Origin of the sequence: Hyphomonas sp. FCG-A18 (assembly GCF_045287255.1) — a bacterium.
Taxonomy (GTDB): domain Bacteria; phylum Pseudomonadota; class Alphaproteobacteria; order Caulobacterales; family Hyphomonadaceae; genus Henriciella.
On sequence record NZ_CP137142.1, the window covers coordinates 100,345 to 122,117 of the forward strand.

The 21,773-nt window shown below is 54.4% G+C and carries 18 protein-coding genes and 1 pseudogene; 5 read left to right on the top strand and 14 right to left on the bottom strand.

Features of this window, described 5'->3' with window-relative positions:
* Positions 1–2 precede the first annotated feature (2 nt).
* From RYZ27_RS00500 to RYZ27_RS00510, 3 genes are read right to left on the bottom strand one after another with little or no spacing between them, the layout of a single operon-like run.
* Positions 3–695: a glycerophosphodiester phosphodiesterase gene (locus tag RYZ27_RS00500; RefSeq protein WP_406680402.1), complete on the bottom strand. Its 693-nt coding sequence runs from the start codon at positions 693–695 to the stop codon at positions 3–5.
* Positions 692–1,150: a RidA family protein gene (locus tag RYZ27_RS00505; protein ID WP_406680403.1), complete on the bottom strand. Its 459-nt coding sequence runs from the start codon at positions 1,148–1,150 to the stop codon at positions 692–694. The genes RYZ27_RS00500 and RYZ27_RS00505 overlap by 4 nt, the downstream gene beginning before the upstream one ends.
* Before the next feature lie 26 nt (positions 1,151–1,176).
* Positions 1,177–2,439 (bottom strand): DNA polymerase IV, encoded by a 1,263-nt coding sequence (locus tag RYZ27_RS00510; RefSeq protein WP_406680404.1) that lies wholly within the window; start codon positions 2,437–2,439, stop codon positions 1,177–1,179.
* Positions 2,440–2,554: 115 nt separating this feature from the next.
* Between RYZ27_RS00510 and RYZ27_RS00515 the strand changes: the two genes are divergently transcribed.
* Together RYZ27_RS00515 and RYZ27_RS00520 are read left to right on the top strand one after the other, a co-directional pair.
* On the top strand, positions 2,555–2,947 hold the full coding sequence (locus tag RYZ27_RS00515; RefSeq protein WP_406680405.1) for a response regulator: 393 nt from the start codon (positions 2,555–2,557) through the stop codon (positions 2,945–2,947).
* A complete protein-coding gene (locus RYZ27_RS00520; RefSeq protein ID WP_406680406.1) occupies positions 2,944–4,311 on the top strand; it encodes a PleD family two-component system response regulator in 1,368 nt (455 codons plus the stop codon). Before RYZ27_RS00515 ends, RYZ27_RS00520 begins: the two co-directional genes overlap by 4 nt.
* A 65-nt stretch (positions 4,312–4,376) precedes the next feature.
* Here RYZ27_RS00520 and rpmG read toward each other — a convergent pair whose 3' ends face one another.
* From rpmG to rnr, 3 genes are all read right to left on the bottom strand, one after another.
* Positions 4,377–4,544, bottom strand: a complete 168-nt coding sequence (rpmG, locus tag RYZ27_RS00525; protein ID WP_406680407.1) for a 50S ribosomal protein L33 — start codon at positions 4,542–4,544, stop codon at positions 4,377–4,379.
* A 95-nt stretch (positions 4,545–4,639) separates the two neighbouring features.
* A complete protein-coding gene (locus RYZ27_RS00530; protein ID WP_406680408.1) occupies positions 4,640–5,377 on the bottom strand; it encodes an NUDIX hydrolase in 738 nt (245 codons plus the stop codon).
* Entirely contained in the window at positions 5,374–7,608 is a 2,235-nt protein-coding gene (rnr, locus tag RYZ27_RS00535; RefSeq protein WP_406680409.1) for a ribonuclease R, read from the bottom strand. The genes RYZ27_RS00530 and rnr overlap by 4 nt, the downstream gene beginning before the upstream one ends.
* Positions 7,609–7,769: 161 nt before the next feature.
* Between rnr and RYZ27_RS00540 the strand changes: the two are divergent.
* Positions 7,770–8,014 (top strand): annotated as a pseudogene (locus RYZ27_RS00540) (IS6 family transposase); the annotation flags it as partial.
* Positions 8,015–8,059: 45 nt separating this feature from the next.
* Here RYZ27_RS00540 and RYZ27_RS00545 read toward each other — a convergent pair.
* The 4 genes from RYZ27_RS00545 to RYZ27_RS00560 are packed head-to-tail and all read right to left on the bottom strand — an operon-like array spanning position 8,060 to position 13,229.
* Positions 8,060–8,848, bottom strand: a complete 789-nt coding sequence (locus RYZ27_RS00545) for a hypothetical protein (protein ID WP_406680410.1) — start codon at positions 8,846–8,848, stop codon at positions 8,060–8,062.
* Positions 8,839–9,321: a hypothetical protein gene (locus RYZ27_RS00550; RefSeq protein WP_406680411.1), complete on the bottom strand. Its 483-nt coding sequence runs from the start codon at positions 9,319–9,321 to the stop codon at positions 8,839–8,841. The genes RYZ27_RS00545 and RYZ27_RS00550 overlap by 10 nt, the downstream gene beginning before the upstream one ends.
* Before the next feature lie 12 nt (positions 9,322–9,333).
* On the bottom strand, positions 9,334–11,787 hold the full coding sequence (locus RYZ27_RS00555; protein WP_406680412.1) for a hypothetical protein: 2,454 nt from the start codon (positions 11,785–11,787) through the stop codon (positions 9,334–9,336).
* Positions 11,784–13,229: a hypothetical protein gene (locus tag RYZ27_RS00560; protein ID WP_406680413.1), complete on the bottom strand. Its 1,446-nt coding sequence runs from the start codon at positions 13,227–13,229 to the stop codon at positions 11,784–11,786. The genes RYZ27_RS00555 and RYZ27_RS00560 overlap by 4 nt, the downstream gene beginning before the upstream one ends.
* A 257-nt stretch (positions 13,230–13,486) precedes the next feature.
* On the opposite strand from RYZ27_RS00560, the gene RYZ27_RS00565 reads away from it, so the two are divergent.
* Together RYZ27_RS00565 and RYZ27_RS00570 are read left to right on the top strand one after the other, a co-directional pair.
* Positions 13,487–14,050 (top strand): hypothetical protein, encoded by a 564-nt coding sequence (locus RYZ27_RS00565; protein WP_406680414.1) that lies wholly within the window; start codon positions 13,487–13,489, stop codon positions 14,048–14,050.
* A 23-nt stretch (positions 14,051–14,073) separates the two neighbouring features.
* A complete protein-coding gene (locus RYZ27_RS00570) occupies positions 14,074–15,798 on the top strand; it encodes an alpha/beta fold hydrolase (RefSeq protein WP_406680415.1) in 1,725 nt (574 codons plus the stop codon).
* Positions 15,799–15,830: 32 nt separating this feature from the next.
* Here the strand turns inward: RYZ27_RS00570 and RYZ27_RS00575 are convergent, their stop codons facing one another.
* The 4 genes from RYZ27_RS00575 to RYZ27_RS00590 are packed head-to-tail and all read right to left on the bottom strand — an operon-like array spanning position 15,831 to position 21,769.
* Complete coding sequence (locus RYZ27_RS00575) at positions 15,831–17,774, bottom strand: CapA family protein (RefSeq protein ID WP_406680416.1); 1,944 nt, start codon at positions 17,772–17,774, stop codon at positions 15,831–15,833.
* Positions 17,755–18,999 (bottom strand): dicarboxylate/amino acid:cation symporter, encoded by a 1,245-nt coding sequence (locus tag RYZ27_RS00580; RefSeq protein WP_406680417.1) that lies wholly within the window; start codon positions 18,997–18,999, stop codon positions 17,755–17,757. Before RYZ27_RS00580 ends, RYZ27_RS00575 begins: the two co-directional genes overlap by 20 nt.
* Before the next feature lie 17 nt (positions 19,000–19,016).
* Positions 19,017–20,585 carry an amidohydrolase family protein gene (locus tag RYZ27_RS00585; protein WP_406680418.1) on the bottom strand — a complete coding sequence of 523 codons (1,569 nt, stop codon included), beginning with the start codon at positions 20,583–20,585 and terminating at the stop codon, positions 19,017–19,019.
* Positions 20,586–20,590: 5 nt separating this feature from the next.
* Positions 20,591–21,769 (bottom strand): M14 family metallopeptidase, encoded by a 1,179-nt coding sequence (locus RYZ27_RS00590; RefSeq protein ID WP_406680419.1) that lies wholly within the window; start codon positions 21,767–21,769, stop codon positions 20,591–20,593.
* Positions 21,770–21,773 lie beyond the last annotated feature (4 nt).

The following is a 21,773-nucleotide window of genomic DNA, read 5'->3' on the forward strand; positions in this document are numbered from 1 at the left end:
ACCTATCGGGCGGCGTCATCTTCACAGATGATGCCGTCCACATGAGGGCTAGCAGCGTCTGCCTGCAGCTTGGTCTTGATGGTCCATGTGTAAAGCTTCGGGCCGTTGGTGCCGAGAATATCCCGCGCAGCCTCAACGTCCTCGCGCCAAACGGCGGCAAAGCCTGCCTGTTGATCACGGCAGTCTTGCACCGGCTGTATATCTTGCGGGGCAGCGAGATATCCAACCTGCACTTTCGGGGCGCGGGTTAGGAAAATACGGGTCACCTTTTGCGAGAAGCTCATCAGCCGGATATTGGAGCTAAAGTTAGCCGCCTGACAGGTTTTCAGGACCGCTTCTGCGGTTTCCTGTTCTTGCCATGGGCTGTGCTTATGCGGCGGCTTTGTCTCGATGAAGACAGGCAGGTCTGATGGAAACGCTGCGAGGACTTGCGCCAGAGTTGGAATGGTCTCCGAGGTGGTGCCGAGCGTGATCTGCGCTAGCGCGTCTGAAGACAAGTCAAAGACATGCGAATCCTGCCCGGTCATTCGCTCCAGTGTCGCATCGTGGAAGACGACAGGAATGCCATCAGCGGCAAGATGGACATCAAGCTCAATGCCATAGCCAGCTGCCGCAGCAGCCTTAAAGGCTGCCATAGAGTTTTCTGGAATGCCTTCGCTCCAGAGACCGCGATGAGCGATGATCTGAAGGGTCACGAGACCTCGAACACCCCATCAATTTCAACCGCAACACCAAGTGGCAGAACCGGGCAGGAGACCGCGGAACGGGCATGACGGCCCGCGTCTCCGAACACGTCAACCATCAGGTCAGAGCAGCCATTGATGACTTGCGGGATGGACGTGAAGTTTGGATTGCAGCTGACAAACCCGCCTAATTTTACAACGCGCTTGACCCGTGAAAGCTCGCCCAATGCGGCTTTGCACTGGGCAATCAGATTAATGCCGCAAAGGCGCGCAGCAGCTTGTCCTGCAGCAAGGTCCATATTGTCGCCTAGGCGGCCTAGCGTCAGCCCATCTGGACCAGCGCTGACCTGTCCAGAAACAAACAGGTGGTTTCCAGACAATACGAAAGGCACATAGTTGGCCACAGCTTTCATGGGAGCGGGCAGAGTAATGCCAAGCGCAGCGAGGCGGTCTTCAGGGGAACTCATGGGGTCTCTCCAGGTGACTGAACGGCTTACGACTTAGCCCGAATTTCCCGCCCCGTCATCACACTCATGCGTCCAAATTTTTCGCGTGCAAGATCAGAGGCCCGCTCGGCTTTTGCACGCTTTTCGACACGTGGATCAATCAGGTCACGCTCATCCCCGCGGGCTTCTTGCAAGTGGGAGAGGCCAACACCGATCAAACGATATTCCTGCCCGTTCCGGGTTTCACGTTCCAAGAGCGGGCGTACGGATCGAAACAGCGTTTGGGCGAGCTGTGTCCCTGTTGGCAGCGTAACGCTGCGGGTCAGGCTGCGAAATTGTTTCGTCTTGAGTTTCAGGGTGATCGTGGTGCCTTCAATCCCGTGTTTCTTGGCCCGTGTTGCGGTCTCTTCACAGACCAGCCAGAGCTTGTCCTCAAGGATGGCCGGGTCAGAAATATCGGTTTCAAAAGTGCGCTCGGCCGAAACGGATTTACGCTCGCTTGTCGTATGGACCGGACGGTTATCGATGCCATTGGCGCGCTGGTGAAGCCACAGTCCTGTCTCGCCATAGCGTCCAATCAGGTCACGGACTTCGAGTCTTTGAACATCGCCAACAGTCTTGAAGCCTGCACGCTCCAGCTTGCGGGCAAAGGCCGGGCCAACCCCATGCAAAAAACCAATTGGTCTTGGAGCAAGAAGGGCTTTGGCCTCGCCGGATGAAATTGCGGCAAAGCCACGGGGTTTATCAAGTTCACTGGCGGTTTTGGCGAGGAACTTGTTTTCGGACAGACCGATAGAGATGGTGATCCCGATCTCTTCCTCAATTTCACGCGCCACGCGTGACAGGGCAGCGGCTGGTATCGCGCCGTTGATCTTCTCTGTCCCGGTTAAATCCAGATACCCCTCATCAATACTGATCATCTGAACCAAGGGGGTGAGCGCTTCCAGTTTGGAGCGAATTTGTCGGGAAGCGGTTGAGTAAGCGTCCCGGCTTGGCCGAACAACAACCGCATCTGGGCAGGCTTTAAGCGCTTTGAACATTGGCATGGCAGAGCGAACACCGTGCAAGCGCGCAATATAGCAGCATGTCGCCACCACACCGCGTTTGCCGCCGCCAACGATGACGGGTTTATCGCGTAAGTCAGGATTGTCGCGCTTTTCAATCGCGGCAAAAAACGCATCGCAATCAATGTGGGCAATCGCCAGGCGATCAAGCTCTTTATGCAAGAATAGCCGCTCGGAGCCACAGGTAGTGCAGCTTGTCAGGGCGGCCTCAACGACCGTATCGCAGTCGCGGCAAAGACTCCACATAAAATGTTCTTGCCATGTTCCATCGCATTTTACAAGCGGCGCAGGTTTTGCAAATCAAAAGTTAACGAAGAATCGATTAGACACGCTATGCGGAGTAAAAGGGTACCCTTCTGAAATGACGGATACGCCGGACAAAACGGTTCTGATTGTTGAGGATAACCCCCTCAATATGCGCCTCTTCAGCGACCTGCTCGAAGTGTCAGGTTACCGTGTCCTGAAATGTGTCGATGGGCGCGAGGTGAACCGCCTGGCCCTGACTGAACAACCGAATTTGATCGTCATGGATATACAGCTTCCGGAAGTGTCAGGACTCGATATTACCCGTTGGCTCAAAGATGATGAGCGTACTCGCGATATTCCGGTATTGGCTGTTACGGCCTTTGCCATGCGTACCGATGAAATGCTGGTTCGTGAGGCTGGATGTGAGGCTTATTTATCCAAGCCTATTCAGATCAAGTCCTTCATCCAAACGGTCGATAGTCTGGTTGAAGGAAAGGCCGCGGCGTGAGTGCCCGCGTCCTTGTCGTCGATGATATCGAGGCGAACCGGCGGCTGATGAAAGCCAAGCTGGAAAATCGCTATCATACGGTTTCTCTAGCGGCGAATGGGCATGAAGCTCTAGACCTCGCTGTGCGTGAAGAGCCCCAGATCATCCTGCTGGATGTGATGATGCCTGGCATGGACGGGTATGAAGTTTGCCGTCGTTTAAAGACGATGCCGGAGACTCGGCACATTCCTGTTGCCATGCTTACAGCCCTCACCGATGCTGAAGATCGTGTGCGGGGTCTCGAAGCAGGCGCCGATGATTTCTTGTCCAAACCGATTGATGATGAATCGCTATTTGCTCGTATCGAAGCGCTTGGCCGATACGGATCGGTCACGGCGCAATTGCGGGAACAGAACGCCCGCACCGCTTCAGCAGACCTGTTAAGCGCGGAAGAGCAGGCGCGCATCGATGCGTCTGCCTGCATCATGGTGCTGGATGAGAATATCGACCGGGCCCGCCAGATGGCACAGAAGATTTGTGGGATCGGCCATAAAGTTGTGCTCTGGCAGGATGCGGAAGGGCAGGCGAGCCTTGCTTCAGAACATCTCGACCTGATCATTCTCTCGCTCTCCGGACAATCGCATGACCCATTAAGGCTATGTGCGAATTTCAAGGCGGCAGGAATGACAGACAAGCTCAGCATTCTGGTGACTTATAGCCAACCTGATCACATGCGCGCGACCACAGCGATGGGGCTTGGCGCTAGCGACATGGTGCGCATTCCCGTCAACCAACAAGAATTGATCGCGCGGATCCGCACGCAGCTCCGTCGCCAGCGCTATGTCGATATTCTGCGCAAGCGGATTGATCGCGGTCTGGAGCTTTCCATCCTTGATCAGCTGACTGGGCTTTATAATCGCCGTTATATGCTCAACCAGCTGGAACAGTGGCGAAAACGCTCAGAGAGTGGTGGTGGTCCAGTGTCTGTTGTCTCGCTGGATATTGACCATTTCAAAGCTATCAATGACCGATATGGGCATCAGGCAGGTGATCAGGTCTTAGAATCATTTGCTAAGCGCTTGCGCCAGAATATCCGGCCCAAGGATATTGCCTGTCGCCCCGGCGGCGAGGAATTTCTCGTCATCATGCCAGAAACCAATGTTGAAAATGCGCAGATGGGCGCTGAACGCATTCGTCATGCCATCGCCGCCGAACCCTTCATGGTCGATGGGCAGAAGACCCAGCTGAAAGTGACCGTGAGTGCGGGGGTCGCCACATTCCTGGATAAAGACGAAACGGTTGCAGAGCTGCTTCATCGCGCGGATCAGGCGCTCTATACCGCTAAACAAGGTGGCCGTAATCAGGTGATCAGCCTCGCGGCTTAAACTCCACAAAAACAAAAGCCGGACACATGGCCCGGCTCTTACACTCATTGCGAAGAAAGCTGATCTTACTTGATCTTGCCTTCTTTGAACTCAACGTGCTTTTTCACGACTGGGTCATACTTACGCTTGACCATTTTTTCAGTCATGTTGCGTGGGTTCTTCTTGGTTACGTAGAAGAAGCCAGTGCCTGCAGTAGAGTTCAGGCGAATTTTGATCGTTGCCGGTTTGGCCATAGCGGTGCGCCTTCTAAATCAGGGCTGAAACTGGAAAACGCGTCTAATGATGGAGAGGCGGCTCTGAGTCAACCGGGAAGTCACAGGATCACGGCTTAAATTCGATCTGTTGTATGCCCGGACCGGGTCCAGCGCAGGAAGGGTGGTCCCTGATCTTCGCCTTTTTCCAGTCGCTCCTCAATTTCACCCAGCATGAACCGCGTGACATTGGGCAGGTCCAGATCCAGCGCATCCTTAAGCGTGACCCATTGCAGGTCTGATAGTTCTGCCCCGTCCATGGGCGGGCGATCATCAATCAGAGCTTCTTCAGCCTCGGCCATGAAGAAGCGCGCATCAAAGCGTTTTGGGCGATAGGGCGGGGTGATGGCCCGGCCGATGAATTTCAGGTCTTTCAGGCAAGGTGCGATGTCCATGTCGTAAAGGCGCTGCCAGCCTTCAGGGGCCCGCCTTGGCATTTCAGCATTGCGCCCGATCAGCAGGCCGGTTTCCTCAAACGTTTCGCGAATGGCGGTCATCGCAAAGGCACGGGGCAGCCGCCGGGTCTGGTGGCGCAAGCGGTCTTCAACGCGCTTGTTCAGCTCTGAATAGGCGACGACCCGGCTATCCTGTGGGTCGACGCGTCCACCGGGGAATACATACTTGTCTGGCATAAATGTATGCCGTCCGGAGCGCTTCCCCATCAGAACGCGCGGGTGCTCGGCATCGCGACGGACAAGGATCAGCGTCGCGGCATCGCTTGGGCGTGGCGTACGTTTGCCCTCCAGCAGGACATCGCCGTCACCTTCGCGGTCATAGGCGCTACCGAGTTTTATCTTGGTTTTTGTGTCGCTCACCGTTTCTTTTTCCCGCGCTTCCCTGCCTTGCCTTTACCGCGGACAGGACGGCGTTCAAACCGCTGCCCCCGCGTCCGGGTCGGCAGTTTTTCGCCAGGGCGGCGGGGTTTCGGGTCTGAAATCACTTCCAGAAGCAGGCCGCCTTCAAGCGGCGCGACCTCGGTAAGGCGTACCGTGACCTCCATCCCCATTTCATAACGTTTGCCGGATTTCTCGGCGACCAGGGCCTGAGAGCCCTCGCTATAGCGCCAGTATTCATGGCTGATCTGAGAAGCCGGGGCAAAGCCGTCTGCACCTGTTTCTTCCAGTCGAATGAACAGGCCCGCTTTGGTGACGCCGCTAATCCGGCCCTGAAACTCTGCGCCAATCCGATCCGCCAGGAACAGCGCGAGATAACGATCTGTGGCTTCGCGCTCAGCCGCCATCGAGCGGCGCTCTGTATTGACCAAATGTTCGGCAATTTCTTCGAGCTGCGCACCTTGCTTCTGGGTTAGCCCATCCGGGCCAGCCTTCAAGACATTGATCAAAGCGCGGTGAACAATCAGGTCACTATAGCGCCGGATCGGACTGGTGAAGTGAGCATACTTTGTCAGGTTCAGCCCGAAATGCCCGATATTCTCCGCACTATAAACCGCCTGACTTTGGCTGCGCAGGACGATTTCGGAAATGACAGGGGCATCATCTGTATCCTCGAAATCAGAGAGTAGGCGGTTGAAACGCGCGGTACGGGTTTTCTCGCCCACGGGCCACTTGATGTCGAACGTCTTCAGGAATTCAGCCAGCGCCGCGATCTTGGCATCAGAGGGCGTATCATGAATGCGGTAGAGCAGGGGGGAGCCTGCTTTCTCTAATGTCTCAGCGGCTGCGACATTGGCCTGAATCATCATCTCTTCGATCAGCTTGTGGGCATCGAAGCGCGCCTTTTCGCGAATGCCGGCGACGGTGCCATCCTCGGCTATTTCGACCTTGCGCTCAGGCAGTTCCAGTTCCAGCGGAGACCGTCTCTCTCGGGCCGCTTTAAGGGCTGCATAAGCGCCCCAGAGCGGCTCCAGAACGCTCTTTAGCAGCTTTTCAGCGCGGGGTGTCGGATTGCCGTCAATCGCCTGCTGGGCCTCTTCATAAGACAGTGCGCCAGCCGATTGCATGATCCCGCGCATGAACTTGTGGCTGCGTTTGGTCCCGGCCTGATCGAACTCCATTGAGACCGCCAGACACATGCGCTCCTGCCCCTCTTTCAGCGAACAGGCATCGGCGCTCAGCTCAAACGGCAGCATAGGAACAACGCGGTCAGGAAAATAGGTAGAGTTGCCACGTTTCAGGGCTTCCTGATCGAGGGGGCTGTCCGTTGTGACATAGGCGGCGACATCAGCAATCGCGACGACCACACGCCAGCCATCCTCAAGCTTTTCGGCATAGACCGCATCATCATGATCGCGGGCATCTTCGGGATCGATGGTGATCAGAAGCATGTCCCGCAAATCCTCACGCGGGGCATCGGCGGGGACAGCTTCTCTTGCCTGTTTCAGGACGGGTTCCGGAAACTCAGTTGGAATGTCATGGGTGGCGATGGCGAGCAGAGAGGCCGCGCGTGGGTCTTCCTGCCGCCCGATAATTTCCGTGACGCGCCCGCGCATTGGACCATAGGCTTTGCGCGCAATTGGGCTGGCGACAACCAGATCGCCATCAACGGCCCCGCCCGTATCGGCTTCACTGATCAATAGCTCGCGCTTGTCCTTGCGGCTCGCGGGTTGGACTCGGCCACCGCGCACTGTGCGAGAGAAGACACCGGTGACGGGCTTTTCCTCATCCCGCTTTTCAAACAGCTTCATCAGCCGTGCGGTCCAGTGTCCACCTTCATGCTCTTTCAGACGCGCCAGTCCGCGATCGCCAATGCCTGGCGCGGGGCCGCGCATTTTACCATTATAACCATCATAAATCAGCTCTGGTCCAAACGGGCCTTCCTTGCCAACCGCGCGCGCCAGCAACTCGCCATCATCATTCCGGCCTTCAAAGGCGATGACGCAGGTGGGCGGTGGCGTATCAGCTTTCGTCCAAGCGCGTTTCCCAGTTTTCTTGAGGGTACCTTCGGCCTCCAGCTCTTTCAGGATGGCGCGCAGGGTCTGACGCTCCCGCCCTTTTACGGCGAGCCCTTTGGCGATTTCTTGCTTGGTCGTTGCGCCCGGATTTTCACGCAGGAAATCCAGAACCGTTTGCTTGTCAGGGAAACTCATGGGCGCGCTGTAGCAGGCTTTATGGGGCTTGGCTTGCGATTTTCGCGGTATTGGCGCTCGCTTATTCGTCGAGGTTCAAGCGCATTTCCGTTATATATGGCTGGAACCCGCGGAATTGTCAGCGGAACTTGACCTTAACTGCCTAGCCCTACGCTTGGTGTATGGCGAAGTCCCCATTTCGCTATTTCAAAACGTCACCTGAGATCATCCAACTTGCGGTGATGATGTGCGTCCGATTTCCACTCTCACCTCGAAATGTGGAAGACTTGCTGCACGAGCGCGGGATCGATATCTGCCATGAGAGCGTGAGGCTCTGGGGTGGTTGCTTTGGCCAACCTTCGCCGGAAAGATCAGAACGAAGCGCACCCCATACATGCGAGAGCATAATCAGTGGCAGTGGCACCTGAAAAGGCTGCTAGAAATAGGTTGTGTTAGACCTATAGCGTCTCGCTTATGGGCGCGCTTGGAGGCTAGCCGCATCTACACCTTCAGCAATCAGGCCGCTATCAATGCCGCATTTGACGATCATCTCAAAGTATTGATCCATATCGCGGCCAGTACCGTCTAGCTGCACCAGATAATCCCCCAGCAAAACCGTTCTTCCCGGATAGTCCGCAGGCGTCTTCTGAATGGGATAATTGTAAGGTCCGGGCATGAGCATCACATCGCGCAGGCTCGGCTCAGTGTACATTTGCCGAATGCCGTCGACGTTTGGTGTCCCTGAGGAAATGTAGATTGAGATGTTGTGCTTGGAGGCCCCATACTCCGCTGAATTCGGATCCAGCGTTTCATCTGAATAAGCATAGGTTATGCGGGCATTCTCCGGCGTGATCGGCCATTCGCCAGTCGATATATCGCTAAATGTCCCCCATCCTTCCAGAGGTGGCGGGATTAGAGAGGCTGCATCTGTGCAGGGACCGTAGGGCCAGGACAGAGCGGTCTTGTCAGCACCAATCTGCTGACCTGTTTCATAGGCATACATTCGCCGCTTCTCATCGCGGGCTGCAAGCTTTTCAAGCGCTTCTTTTGCGTTCGCCGCCGTGATCGGACCGGTTTCCAGTGTTTGGCCAGGCGCAGCTTGCTCAACCGATGCTGAAAGAGTTTCCGGCTCCGGCGTCGTTTGCTCGGTTTGTGCGCTGTTCTCAGGAGTTTCCGCGTCCGTTTGCGTTTCCCCGCCACATGCGGACAGGAGCGCCAGAGCACTCACGGCAGCGACCAAACGGGTGGTTATCATAAACATAGATTTGTCTCCTGATCTTGCCCGCGGGCACAGTGTTGGTGCTCACCAAGTCTCTCAATCTGCCAGCCGGGATAGTCAGCCTCAGCCGCCCAGCGATAAATTGTGCGAATGGTGATGGCGCTTATGGCGTCGTCCTCGACGCGATGATGATAGTCGACAATCATTTGCGTCAGACCGATCTCGCAATAGGCTTTGGTTAAAGGTGCCTGGATCTCATTTTGAACGAGCCGAGCTGTCAGTTGCCGCTCAACCGGGCTGGTCGCGCGTACAAGATCAGCATCTGGCATATCCAGAAAAGCGCCAGCATCTTGTTCGACAAAACCATACAGGGGGTTGATCTGATCGAGTGAGCATAGTTCCGCAGCGATTACCGTCGGCTGCTCCACGGAGGTATTCTGTGCTTCCTCTGCATGGGCGAACGAAACGCCTAGCAAACAGGCTGCCACTCCATAGGCATGTCGGTGAAGTTTCATTCTCAATATCTCCTAAGGCCCACATTCACGCCAGCGTTTGCCGCAAGTGAGTTTGCAGGAACTTTCGCGCGGCGTGAGGGTTGAACTGGTCGTTTTGCTCTCGAAGCAGGCTTTGGCTTCGCAAGAACAATCACAGCTGCCAGACGCGCTAATCACTGAGCACATGTTCGGAAGGGGCCCCACACCACCAGCATCATTTGTACGGTTTGGTGTAGCGGGGCCAGGCCTGTTGATTGTACCAGGGTCTGACTGAGGCGTTGCCTGCGGGTTAAACGCGAATGTCTGATTGATTTTGGCCTGGCGAAGCTCCCGCAAGCCACGATAAACCTCTGTCTCAACGGGTTCTAATTTGGTGTCTGACCTGCGCAGCGGTGGAAACGCGAGTGCACCCTTGCCCTTCGCTGTCACGCGCTCGCCAAATTCGCACAAATCTGGATTAGTTTCCTGCATCAGGCGCGGCCATTCTGACATCGGGACCATGCAGAAGCTCTCTTCTGCGGTGAAGTGTAATGTGTCCTCAGTATTCTCGATGATTTCGATCTTTCCCTGAAACTCGGGGTCGGGCATCGAGATATACCCATCCTTTCCGGCAAATGGGACAATGGCCGTTGTTGAGCCGGTAAAGCCCGGCTTCAGGACACTTGGGTCAGTGACCATGAAGCCGAAACCATCCCCAGCATCGTCAACGAACTGGATAACATTATCGAAACTGGCGAGTGCGCCCTCCAATATGCCCCCATCGATCGACGTGGCAGTCCCTTCAAAGATGCTGCGCCAAGAGGTGTCGACGCCACCTGGCAGCTTAGTTCCAATAGGCATGAGACCGACTTTGGCCCCATGATCGATAGAGGCCGTAGACATATCCATAAGCTCAAACTCGCCCGAGCTTGAGCTGCCCATATCAGCAAGATCACCCGGATCACCAATCACCGCATCCAGTGAGAATGTAAGCTCCACATCGAGAGCCGGACGCCGCGCGGCTGTGCGAAGCCGATCGTTCTTGGGCACATAGGATACAAGAATAACCGCCCAAGGTTTCTCTCCCGGTTTGCGCTCGTCGACGGGGAAATAATGCAGACGCTGTAAGTTATCATCTTCATCCTCCCCCTGGGATGATGGCTCATAGATACAGTGTTTGATGCCAGAGCTGTTCTCAACATTCACAAAGCAAGCCGTCTCAGATTGATCCAGTGAGCCCTTTCCTCGGCCAGCCGCAGAGAGGATGACATCATCAATGCGGTCATCTCCAGGGCGTCCATCTTTTTGCTTAAGGCGGATTTGCAGATCGCCATGCCAAGACGCGTGTTTGGCTTCTATGCGCAAGACGAAACAGCTCGCTGCGTAAGGCAGGATTTTAAAAACCTCTTTTGTCGTGATGACGGTTTCATCAATGGTAACGTCCCGGCATCCACCAAAAGAGTCATCGAGCCAACGCTGGGCACTTACGGCTTCATTGTAAGGGGCATCAAAACCAAGGCTCGCCTGATAAGCGGCAAAGCTTGGAAAAGCATGTTCCAGCCCTCTTAACAAATCACCATCATTGGCGTTGACGAAATCATGTACAGCAGCGACCGGGAATTCGTCTTCGCCAGCCGCAGCCAGCATAGGTTGGAGCTTTTTCCAGTCATCACTCATCTGGTGTTCAATTAAGTATCGAACAAAAGCCCCTCGGCTTTGATCCTCGCCCTCTTCGTCCCTGAAATTTGTCAGCCGCTCGGAATAGTCACCCGCCAGGAATGGCAAGCGATTGCGAATGTCATCATAATCCTCATGGTAGAGGCGACCAGCAGCGTCGGTAGAAGCAACGGCCAACGCATCAACCGCGCCCACCAGAAGCCATGGTGGCGCAGCTTCCACATCAGCCTGTAACCGCGATCCAAATTCCCACAACCGGCCTAAAGCCCATCCTGTCCCCAGGAAAATGCGCCGCCTGTCCGAAAGCGTCTCTTCAGAGGCTTGCACAGTGGCCATGAACACCGCCTTGGTGTCATTGGCGTTGAGGTCATAATCGTAAAACAGTGGACGCAAGCCATCCTTGCGCTCTGGGGTTGTGTTTGGGGAAAGCGTGCAGAAGATCGGATAATCCCGCGGGGCACGCGGATCATCGATCTCCAGACCAATATTGCCAAAGGGGTAAAGCCCCTGCGCTTTAAACCAACCAAGATTCTCTCCGAAACCCGCAACAGAAATCTGGCTGTAAACCTCTGAAAGGTTCAGGGTGTTTACACGATCAGGTCCTTCATCCGTTGCGCGCTTGCAAAACCCATATGAGTTCACAAATCGCTCCGCGGCGACCCAGAACGCCTTGTCGTCTATTAGTGGGTTTGAACCTGCCACATGATCATCGCTCAGCGTAGGGTCAGTGCGGACCGAATAGAATTGGTCCTGCGCCTCTGCTGCAGGCATTGGCGCCAGCGTCGCTGCGACAGCCCAGCCTATGGCAAACCATAATGTCTGGCGGATCATTGCGGGGTCATCCCAGGCATCATCGGCATGGCTGGAATACCACCCATACACTGCATAAGCGAGGCACCCATGGCCATTGTGCCACCGATAATCGCGGGATTATTCTGCAAGGCTGTCTCTGCCTCACTCGCCGATAGGCCCCGCTCTTCTGCGACGGTCGCAAGCGGGTCTTCTGCGCCATTATATTCAGCCTCGCGGATATCTACGATCAGCTCAAAGTCATCCTCTGAGAATTGAGCCTGCATCTTACCGATCATGCAGTCGCAAAGCGCTTCATCTTCATTCTCAGCGACACAAATCTGCATCATGCGCTCACGCGGTGTGCCTTTCAGGCGTTCAGCTTCAGCGGGTGCGCCTTGTGAGCAATTCTCGCCCATGTCCATGGTTTCTATAAACATCATGCCAGCCGTCTGGTGGTCAGACTGTGGGATACTCTGCGTCAGGTTCATCCGCTCATTGCTGCTCAAAGACGAGCCACTGGTCCCCATAAGAGCCCATGCCAGTGCAACGTTTGGCGAGGCGGCCTTTTGCAGCACGCGCGCTTCAAATTCAGCACTGTAGCAAGCGCAATATTGCGGGCTATTCCCATCAGCGGCGCAAGAGTCAGCGACGATTACGCGAGCTTTGTCCTCAGGTGTTGCAGGTTCTGGCTTAGACACTTGTGCTTGGGGTGCCAGTGTTGCGACCAAGCCGGGCTCAAAGCCGGCATCAAGGCGCGTCTTTGCATCGACGCCTGGCTCATTGTCGGCCCATAGAACTGCAGAGCAGTATAACTCATCCGTCTCCGCATGCGGGGCGAGTTTATTACGAGCCCGCGCTTGTAACGCATCAAAGCCTTCCGCGCCAAGCCCCATGGCTTCCCCTCGCGAACGGCTCAGTTCATCCTGACTAAGGGCGTCGCCACCGTAATCAGAGAATGAGCGATAATAGGCTTCAAATTCACGGTCGGTCAGGTGCGATGTCTTGCGGCCAGCATCGCACTGGCAAAAACGCTCATCCCCTGTCGAAGCGACACAGGAGGCAATATATTGGGTTACCGCTGGGGTTGACGGTGGCAGAGAGAAAGACGGCTTCGGCGCGCCAGCAATGACACATCCCTTTTCATAATCGGTGATATTGCTCGGGCGCCCGCCGACTGGGTCATAACCCTCCTCAATCATCATCGCGTTCATTGGATTGCTCATCAGGCTCTCAAATGCCTCGCCATAGCGATTATCCAGCCCGAGAGCGCTGTAATATCCCTGCAGCAGCACATCTTTCGCGGCAGGCGTCGCAGATACGCGCTCATACACGGCAAGCCGGGTCGCCACGCAGGCGCAGTCAATATTGCTCCGCTCCAGTGAAGAACAGGCCGATTCGACCGACTGCGGTTGAGCTGTGACTGAAGGCACAAACGCCAGTGCCCAAAAGGCAAGCAAAGCTGAACTGATCAATGAGCGCATAAATATCCCTCCGAATGATGGCGTTAACCTTAGGAGAGCGTCTCGAGCGCCGCATACGTCAAATGACGCATGCCCTGAAAAAATGCGAGTTTAGGGTCGTGATGAGGATGGAAACGGGAAGAGATATGATCAAGACATCTTTATGCGCTAGCGGTTTGGCACTGGCTTTAGTGGCCGCATGTGGAGGTCCTTCTGGCGGAAGCACAAGCAAAGCGGCAGGCGCCGATTGCCCACCCTTGCAGAAAGGGAATGGGATCATGGTAAGCTCTCGCTACGATTACGAAGACCTGATTGAAGCAAACAAATGGCGCACGGACATGTTTCCAGCGAGCTGCGCTGGCCAGATGGCCCCTCTGATCCCTGATCTGCCAGACGGGTTTGGTGTTGTCCCGACAAATAAACCCTACATCATGACAGACGACCATGTGTATCTGGCCTATGCGGAACTGCCCCATCCACTCTATCTTGATGAAGACATTCCGAATATTCCCGTCGATCTCAATCGGATTGAATTCGAGATTGTCCGCTTCACAGAAGAAGAAATGACAACCCTGCGGGATTGGATGGCCGCCAACTCTGATAACTATCTGACCAGTGAACTCGACGGTCAGCCTGTGTATCTCATTGGAGGCTTTGCCACGATGCGAATGGGCAAGAATGATCGGCTCGCAACTTCACTGCATACTTTTCTGGAAGATGGCACCGTTATCCGTGTCAGCCATAAGAGCCTGTTTACCCAGGGAAGCGGATTTGAACTGTCGCCATTGGTGCAAACGCTGCTTGGGGATATACTCCGCCGTGCGGAGGCCGCTGGCCTTTAGGGAACAGGAGGGCTCTGAGAGGGATGACAGACAAGGATGCGCGCGCGCGGGTCGCAGCCGCTGATGTCTTGAGCGGCCTGTATGAAGCCGTTGCTGATCATACCCGCTTGGATGGCTTATTGCAGGGTATGGATGACTTCCTCGAAGCCAATGCCGATGGCCTGGAAAGTGGGAATGCCGACTGGAAACGCATGTTCCGCGAGCACTTTGGGCGTGTCGGACAGTTTCTTGACTCTGATCTTGGCGATCATCGTGAGGCTCCAATTGTCTTTTTGGAGCGGCAGGTCGTTCCTGCTGCAACCCTCAATCGCAATGTTGATATTGTAGCGGCTAATCAACTGTTCGTTGGCATGGTGGATGAAGACATCCAAAGTCTGGCTGGAACCTTCACAACGCCTGCAGATGAGAAACGCTTCTTCGACCTCTGCCGCACCAATGGAAGCGCTGTTCCAGCCCTGATTTCCTTCACATTGCCAGAGGCGCACACACCGATTTTTGTCGTTGCCTCGAAAAGCCCGCATCTGGATTTGCCGGCGCAAATGGGACCCCTGATCACGATTAAAGCGGCCAAGGCTACCTGGAACCCGGACATCGTTCCCTTGCTGGAAAGCGCATATGGCCTCACGCACGCTGAGATCGAGGTTCTGGAAGGGCTGGTTGAGTCCGGTTCTGTTGCAGCGGTTGCAGATCAGAGAGAGCGCTCTGTGCGAACCGTGCGGACACAACTGACCCATATCTTCAGCAAGCTGGGCCTTGCCAGCCAGACAGAGCTGGCTCTGTTTCTTGCAACGCTCACACAGCTAATGACGAAAGAACGCCGCCCTTCCGAGATCGGCGACGATTGGATCAAAGCCAGCGGTGACGAGATGACATCGCACATGGCCGAAAGTGGCGGCCAGCGTCTGGCTTATGTGAAATATGGTGATCCTGAGGGGCAGCCTGTCTTGATGCTGCACTCGACAACACCGCCACAAATGACTCCGGATTTCAGAGCAGCCTGCCGGGCTGCCGGTTTGTTGATGATTGGCTGCCACAAACCGGGCGCAGCAGGCGGGACAGAATGCCCAGCCAAAGCTGGCCCGTACGATCTGGCAGATAGTTATCGCGCTGTTCTGGATGCCGAGGGGGTCGAGACCACGATCATAGCCGGGCATTGTTCTGGCGGATTGTATGCGCTGGCTGTCGCCAAGGCTTTCCGCGATCGGGTAGACGGCGTCATTCTGGTCGATACAGGTGTACCGTTGAAAAAGCGATCAGATCTGCTGAGCTTGCCGAGATCAACACGACGCACCTTCATTCCAGCCCGCTATATGCCTGAAATCTTATTGGTCCCGCATCGCATTTTTGCCGCCAACTTCAAGCGATCAGCGGCGGGTGAAGCACGTGTGGTCGACTATTTCTTTCAGGACAGCCCGGCAGATCAGGCCCTCACACGCGTGGATCGCAAGTATTATGAGATTACGCGGCAAACGATCGAGTATTCCTTTGCCGATATTGAGCGGCTTGTGGCTGATGTTTGCCGCTGGGCCAGTGATTGGTCAGAGCTACTTGAGTTGCCTGCAGACATGCCCTGCGCCTTTGTCCATGGCGAAGCTAACACGATGTTTTCCGGAGATCGCATAAGGCATTTTGTTCAGGCCAATTCTCATTTCTCGCTATACTCAGCCGAAGACAAAGGGCAACTCCAAATCTATCAGGATCCGAGTATGTTTCTTCAAGCGATAAACGAATTGTTCTGGCGCGAATAAAGTATTCAAGTTTCCTTTGACGGCTCCCCCGCTCACGGTCGCGATGAGATGCTTTTAGGCTTATCAACACTGCAAAACCTGGTGCTAGGCATAAATGGAGTTTTCCACTCAATGAACTGAAGGTTGTCCAGCTTAAATCTCGCCTGCGCATCTTTGGAATGCACGTCAAACAGCACTCGGATCGAGCGTGTCCTTGTTCTGGGGCTGTCAAAGTCCAAGTCGAGTTGTATCGATTCTTCAGCTTCGAGCGTTACCGAACCGACTAGGACCTTACGACCATTTTGAAGCGCATCCTGGAGTCCTTGTCTGGTCGCTCTAATCTGCAAGTAGACATCGACCTGAACCTCAGCTGTAGATGACACATCTGCACGAACGGACATTGGTGTACCTGGCGTGAAGATACGCTGAAACTTACGCATGCCTGTTGTTATGCTCTGCTGCTCTGGTAGGTCGATGTATAACTTATTGTTCCATGGTTGCTCTTGTGAGGCGCGAATACCGATCCGCTCATCAGAGTCCAACCAAGACCGGTCAGGCGCTTCAAAGAGTGTATGCGTGTCAAAGTCGCCGCGAACCAACAGATCCTGGCCTGTCCGCGCCATGCCGGCATGACAGTCTATTGCGGCACTAAAGTTGGGCTGGGGTTGAGGGGGCGAGACAGACTTTGACAAAATCATATGCCCCCCTGATCGCGTGATGCGTGTTTCCCGTTTAGCGGATAGGTCAAATAAGCGTTGATTGATGGCCTCGCGCATCGCTCCCACAGCCGGCGTAGGATGATAGCCCTTTATGTAGACTGGCACTGCCTCAGCATGGTGAAACTCATTACCATCCATCCAAACATAGAGCAGCGCCGCGGATTGGGCGGCATAGAAATACTGATCGAACAAGAAGTTACCAAGTGACCAAGCGATGAGTTTCCCCTGATATAACTCAAGGCCCTGAACCACATGCGGGTGATGCCCAATTACGAGTGCAGCTCCATTATCAACCGCCTGTTTGAGCTTGGTTTCAATAGAAAGAGTTGGCTCTTCCACATATTCGAGACCACCATGGAATTGCAGTATGGGAGTCCCTTCATTTGCTACGCTTGCCCGAACTGATGAAAGGATGTTGTCGATCGACCCAAGCGCTGCCCCGCCTTTGTCAACTTCAGCGGATTGACTTGTCGGTCCAGCTGACCAGCCAACATAGCTAAGGAAGTCAAAGGCAAATGAACCTGCCTGATGCCGATGAGCCTTAAGAGCCTCTGCTTCATTCTTTCCTGCACCAGAATAATCGAGCTGACTTTCTCTCAAATGAGCCAGAGTCACATCAAGTCCGGGCTCAAGAAAGTCATAAGTATGGTTGTTCCCCAAAGCGACGTAATCAATGCCTGCCCATTCCAGAGCCTTCAGTGTTTCCGGCGCAGAATAGAATGTAACGAACTTCGGAGCTGGCTCGCTTGGAGGTGTTTCAAAAATAGGTGTCTCAAGATTGACTGAAGCATAGTCAGCGCGCTCGAGATAGGGCTTCATTTCGGCAAGCAATAGCTTTGAGTCTTCCAACCTTGTTCCAGGGTGCACAAGCACAGGTTCCCCTTCAAACGGATCATAGAAACGCCGACCAATCATCGTATCACCGCCAAACACGAAGAGCGTTCGGCCTGACTTGCGAGCGACTAGAACGATATCGCCAATCTTGGTCCCTTGCATAAGCTCTGCATGACTGAACGTATGGCGCATCGAGTAAAAGCCATCGGCCTCAACCTCTATTTTGTATACAAGCGCGGCGAATGGCCTAACCGCAAAGCTCCCATCGCTATCCACAGCAAACCGTTCATCCCCAATGCTGAGCACTGCGCTGATAGGATTCCCATTCACATCGACGACGCGTCCGGACACCCAGCCCGGTTCTTGCGTTTCTTGTACCGACTGACACGCCGCAATGGCCGATGTAAAGGCAAGCGCTAGCGCGCTAAAGATCAGGCGCAGCATTGTAAGTCTCCGTATCGAGTTCACTTTCTGATTTGGCGACTACGGTCGCGACTGCCAGGTCGCCTGTGACATTGACTACGGTCCGCATCATGTCCAGAACCCGATCAAACGGGAGAATGAAACCGACAATAATCGCAGTCTGCTCTGCCGAAATCCCAATTGACGTGAGCACCGCCGCAAGTAGGAAGAGCGAGGCCGAAGGCACAGATGCTGTACCAATCGAAACGAGCGTTGTCGTCAAACCAATGATGAGATAATCGCTTATATCCAGAGGTACGCCAAAGGCTTGAGCTGAGAACAGTGCCACAATCCCAACATAGAGAGCGGTACCGTCCATGTTTACGGTGGCCCCAAGCGGCAGCACAGAAGACCGTACGGGCACACCAATCCCCAAATTCTCTTCAGCGGCAGCCATAGTTGCAGGCAAGGTCGCGGCGCTGGAAGAAGTTGAGTAAGCTAAGAGCTGGGGATCAACCGCGCCGCGCGCGAAAGGTAAAACCCGCATTCGCGCCAGAAACTTGACCATACCAAACTGCACGAAGACAATGTGAGCTATACAAGCAAGATAAACCGCGAGCGCGAGGGTCACTACTTTTAGTAAGGTCGTTGCCCCTTGTGTCCCTGCAACCCATGCAATCAGCGCGAACACACCGAATGGTGCCAGTTCCATGACGATAAAAGTGAGCTTCAGCATCACCTCAGCGCCAGCATTGAACACGTCTCTGAGGACCTTTGCCTCGTCCCCAACCATTATGATGCCAACCCCGATCAGGATCGCAAAAATGATCACAGCGAGAATGTTACCCTCTGCCAAAGCGGCAATCGGATTAATGGGAATCATGTTCATTAAACGCTCAGCGAGCGTGGTCGCGCTTGAGAGTGTTTGCGCTTCAGCACCTGAAAGATCGACTCCGACGCCTGGCTGCATGATTGTGCCGAAGATCAAACCGATTGTTATCGCTGCAGCCGTAGTGCCAAGATAAAGCACGAAAGCTTTCAGACCAATGGAGCCGAGTCTTCTAGCATCCCCCATAGCGACAACACCGGCCACCAAAGTTGTAAAAATCAACGGTACGACCAGCATGCGAATGGAGCGCACAAAGATGTCGCCTATCCAACGGATTGAACTCGCCCCTTCCCCCCAGACCAAGCCGGCAATCAGTCCGAGGATCAATGCGCCGAGTATTCGTTTCCATAATGTAATTCTAAACCACGCTTTGATCATCCCATGATCTCCTATTCTTACGAGCAGTCTGCTCGGCGCAAAGGTCGCCCGTGCAACCCAGAATCGATCTGCCCTTGCGCGATGGCATGCGCGCCATTCACAAATAGGTGGACGACACCCTCAGACAGCTCGGCTGGGTTGGAAAAGTTCGCAAGCGGACCAAACGTTTCGGGATCGAAGATCACCACGTCAGCGAAATAGCCTGGTTGCAACCGACCGCGATTGCAAAGGTTCAAAGTGGTTGCCGTTAAAGATGTGCTGCGATTGATAAATTCTGCTAAAGACAAAACAGACTTGTCGAGAACATAAGACTGATACTTGCGTGGGAAGCTCGCATACTTACGTGGATGCCCATTCGTTCCATCTGAGCTTGTCATGACCCAGGGCTGGACCATAAAGCGCTCAATATCCTGATCCTGCATGTTAAATGAAGCAATACGCGAGTCGCCCTCTAAAACGATGTCGATTGCTGCCTGAATAGGATCGGTGCCTCGCGCCTCAGCTTCATCGGCAAGTGTCCGGCTTGGCGCGCCATTCGCCCGCGCAACCAGCAAAATAGCAGCCGCGCCGCCCCGACGGCGAAGATTTTCTGTAATCTCGGTCTGCAAACGGCTCTGGTTTTCCGGGGCGCGTAACCGATTAAACATCGCCTCATCGGAATCTGCTTTCGCCCAGTTCGGGATAAGCGCATTGGAAATACGCGTCCCAGAAGCAGACCATGGATATTGATCGGCTGTGACACGAAGGCCCTCAGATTGCGCCGCTTCAATCGCCGAGATAAAAGCTTCGCTTTGCCCCCAAACATCGACCCCCAACGCCTTGATGTGCGCGATGTGGACGGAAGCGCCGCTCTGACGACCAACTTCAAGAGCCTCTTCGACCGCACCAAGCAAACCTATTGAGTAGCTACTTTCATCGCGTATGTGTGTCTCATACAGCGCATCAAACTCGGCAGCCACTTTTGCAAGCTCGATGATTTCATCGGTGGACGCATACGAAGCCGGGGCATAGTAAAGCCCAGTTGAAAGCCCGAGTGCGCCGGCCTCCAAGGCTTCCCGTACGGTTTGTTTCATCTGATCAAGTTCAGCTACAGTCGGCGGGCGATTGTCGCGCCCCATTGTCTGGCTCCGAATTGAGCCGTGTCCGGTAAACAGAGCAAAATTTGGTCCCACGCCACGTGCACTCACCGCCCGCAAAGATCCGGCTATATCTATCGGGCCGCCGCCATCATTGCCGGAAACGACTGTGGTCACGCCTTGAGTGAGATACCCATGCAAAGCTTTGCTGTTAGTGCCGAACAGCACGTCAGATGTCGTGTGCGTATGCGGATCAATAAAGCCCGGAGCAACGATCAGACCGGTTGCATCAATTGCAGTCTCACCAGCAAGGTTCGCAGCCTCTGCGTCGCCAATAAAGACGATTTTGTCGCCATCAATGAGAACATCCACAGCCTGTCCATCTTCAGACACGCCATCGAATACAAGACCTCCTCTGATCTGAATATCGTAGAGTGTAGAAGGATCGTCAGCGCCCTGACACGCGCTCAGCATGGTCCATGCAAAGACGAAGAAGAGGAGCCGCTGCATCAGTGCTACTCTTGTTCAAGCAATATCTGCATCATCTCTTGCGCAAATATGCGAGCTGTCTCAGCGACTTCTGTACGATCGGTTTCATCACCCAGTTCATACGTTATGGCTGGAATACCAAAGCGCTCATAGATGTACGTCTTCGATGTCGGGAGGTCGACATTGTGCGAGCCTTGTCGGTCAAAGACGTAATCAGGAAGTTTCTTACGCGCACGGGCCAGCCACTCAGCAGTAAAGCCATACTCTGTACCATCAGCACCAATGGGCTGGGTGTAGAAGACATTCCTGCGTGTCGAGTGGAAATCCAGGAAAAGCGCAAGGCTATTGGACTCAATCTCATCAATAACAGACTTCGCAGACTGGGTTTCAGGTTGTGTAAACGGACCCCAATCGCGATTGAGGTCGATGCCAGCCATATTGTGGCGCCAATGGCCATGTTCGACGCCATCTGGGTTCAAATTAGGAATAATAATGACATCATATTTGTCGCGGAACTGTTGAGCGAGCTCTGAATCGCCAAGGACTTCGTCCGTAAAGCTGACCATAGCGAGAGCACCTGTCACTTCCGGTGGATGTTGACGTCCAACCAACATCACAGTCTTCGGCGTATCGACCCTGGCATCAGTCCTGATCATCGTGATGGGACGCCCCTCAATAGAGGCGCCTATCTGCGCCATGCTGACAAATGGCTTTGCTCCATGTCCTTTGGTCCAGGTTTCATGCGCCTCATTGGTGAACAGCTCCTGCCCGGATACGAAAAGGGGGCGATCATCGAGATCAATATCCAGCGTCACGCGGTAGCCTGATGCTTTCGCATCAACTCTATCGCCAGGCAGCGCCGACCATGTAACGCCATCAAAGCTGAGTTTCGGTTTGTACCGGTGTGGATGCTCTTCATAGATGAGGACAAGGCGTACAGGGCCAGCCTGCATAGGCGTCAGCCGAACTGCATACCAGGGGCTTGGATTAATCGGGATATCTTCGGGCTTGAGAAGAACTTCAATGGTTCTTGGGTCAGTCACTGCGCAAGACGCCATATTTGCTGCGGAGAAGTTCGCGTCGACTTTGAAGACTTCAGTCTGACAAACATTTTCTTCGGCGATCCCGATTGATGTTTCTTGTATTGGCGCTTGCGTGCAGGCCGCGCTCAGCGTGAGCACCATGAATAAGAGTGTGCGTAGCATTTTA

Bases quoted from the DNA above. Each gene is read 5' to 3' on its own strand.
- rnr (WP_406680409.1), bottom strand. From the start codon at position 7,608: ATGAGTTTCCCTGACAAGCAAACGGTTCTGGATTTCCTGCGTGAAAAT.
- RYZ27_RS00550 (WP_406680411.1), bottom strand. From the start codon at position 9,321: ATGAAACTTCACCGACATGCCTATGGAGTGGCAGCCTGTTTGCTAGGC.
- RYZ27_RS00510 (WP_406680404.1), bottom strand. From the start codon at position 2,439: ATGTGGAGTCTTTGCCGCGACTGCGATACGGTCGTTGAGGCCGCCCTG.
- RYZ27_RS00560 (WP_406680413.1), bottom strand. From the start codon at position 13,229: ATGCGCTCATTGATCAGTTCAGCTTTGCTTGCCTTTTGGGCACTGGCG.
- RYZ27_RS00505 (WP_406680403.1), bottom strand. From the start codon at position 1,150: ATGAGTTCCCCTGAAGACCGCCTCGCTGCGCTTGGCATTACTCTGCCC.
- rpmG (WP_406680407.1), bottom strand. From the start codon at position 4,544: ATGGCCAAACCGGCAACGATCAAAATTCGCCTGAACTCTACTGCAGGC.
- RYZ27_RS00555 (WP_406680412.1), bottom strand. From the start codon at position 11,787: ATGATCCGCCAGACATTATGGTTTGCCATAGGCTGGGCTGTCGCAGCG.
- RYZ27_RS00565 (WP_406680414.1), top strand. From the start codon at position 13,487: ATGGTAAGCTCTCGCTACGATTACGAAGACCTGATTGAAGCAAACAAA.
- RYZ27_RS00575 (WP_406680416.1), bottom strand. From the start codon at position 17,774: ATGCTGCGCCTGATCTTTAGCGCGCTAGCGCTTGCCTTTACATCGGCC.
- RYZ27_RS00585 (WP_406680418.1), bottom strand. From the start codon at position 20,585: ATGCAGCGGCTCCTCTTCTTCGTCTTTGCATGGACCATGCTGAGCGCG.
- RYZ27_RS00570 (WP_406680415.1), top strand. From the start codon at position 14,074: ATGACAGACAAGGATGCGCGCGCGCGGGTCGCAGCCGCTGATGTCTTG.
- RYZ27_RS00590 (WP_406680419.1), bottom strand. From the start codon at position 21,769: ATGCTACGCACACTCTTATTCATGGTGCTCACGCTGAGCGCGGCCTGC.
- RYZ27_RS00515 (WP_406680405.1), top strand. From the start codon at position 2,555: ATGACGGATACGCCGGACAAAACGGTTCTGATTGTTGAGGATAACCCC.
- RYZ27_RS00545 (WP_406680410.1), bottom strand. From the start codon at position 8,848: ATGTTTATGATAACCACCCGTTTGGTCGCTGCCGTGAGTGCTCTGGCG.
- RYZ27_RS00580 (WP_406680417.1), bottom strand. From the start codon at position 18,999: ATGATCAAAGCGTGGTTTAGAATTACATTATGGAAACGAATACTCGGC.